This window comes from Aerococcus sp. L_32 (assembly GCF_050689315.1).
In genome coordinates this window covers 1-1,176 of sequence record NZ_JBOEQF010000545.1, presented here as the reverse complement: position 1 = coordinate 1,176, position 1,176 = coordinate 1, and the positions used below count along the sequence as shown (strand labels likewise).

Genomic DNA, 1,176 nt, shown 5'->3' with positions numbered 1-1,176 from the left:
AAACGCGCCTTACGTTTGGTTGAAAACACCTGCAGGCATGGACTCATGGGACTTCTTTGACTTCCTATTAGAAAATGCACAAATCGTTGGGACACCTGGTGTTGGTTTCGGTCCTTCAGGAGCAGGCTACTTCCGATTAACAGCCTTCAATACCTATGAAAAAACTGCAGAAGCTATTGAACGTATCAAGGCTTTAAACAAATAAATATGATATTCAAGGGAAAAAGATCTGTGGTATCAATATCGCAGACCTTTTTTGCTTGTATATAGATTTACTTATTCTCCGATTCCCTCAATCATCGCTTTTATCGATTATTCTTGTGTGGTTATGCATAAACAAGCTATTTCATTAGACATATTAAGATGAAGGTAATTGCTTTAAACAAAGATTTGGGAGGAATAAAAGATGTAAAAAGCTCTATGGTGAATAACAACGGGCGCTACCCTTTTCCTAGCTGCATATGGCAATGGTGAATCAGCGGAGTTTGCGCAGGTATCTGTCGCATCACGAGGATCGGATGTGGAAATTTGGGACTATATTGTAGAATCAGATGCAGCTATAGAAACAGGTTTGGATATGGAACAAAGTTAGAAGTAGAAATACCTATTGAAGAAGTATGGGTAGCAGATAAGTAATAGATATGTCAAAAACAGTGTCACTTTTTCTGTCATTATTGAGGGTGAAACGACTTTTCTTGGCTAAATGTCATATTATGTTATATGAAGAATTGATTATGTGCATAGTACAGAATCTATACAAAATCGGATTTTACGCGTTTTTTGATGACTATGAGAAAAATTTAATCGAAAGATTAAAGATAATTTTGCAATTTTTATCACTTATAAGATATGTTAACTGAAAACCTGATTTATCAGCTTTTAGCCCAAATTTAATGAGAAAAGAGTATATTTAATATACTTAAAGACTAGTCATACACAAACTTTTGCAAATAATTGATGGTTTTTGATAAAATCCGCTAGTTTTCATAGTATTTTATGATTGTATTTGGTAGATTTTACTTATATACTTGGAAACGGATACAAGTGTCCAAATTTTATTTAGGGAGGTTTAATAGGATGATAGGAATTATTTTAGCGAGTCACGGTAAGTTCGCTGAAGGTATTAAACAATCTGCTGAGATGATTTTCGGAGAACAAGAAAATCTGCAAGCAGTG

General features: G+C 34.4%; 2 pseudogenes. Both read left to right on the top strand.

Features of this window, described 5'->3' with window-relative positions:
• Window positions 1-205: pseudogene (locus ACRCJ0_RS14660) on the top strand (LL-diaminopimelate aminotransferase); the annotation flags it as partial.
• Window positions 206-1,077: 872 nt separating this feature from the next.
• Window positions 1,078-1,176: pseudogene (locus tag ACRCJ0_RS14655) on the top strand (PTS mannose transporter subunit EIIAB); the annotation flags it as partial.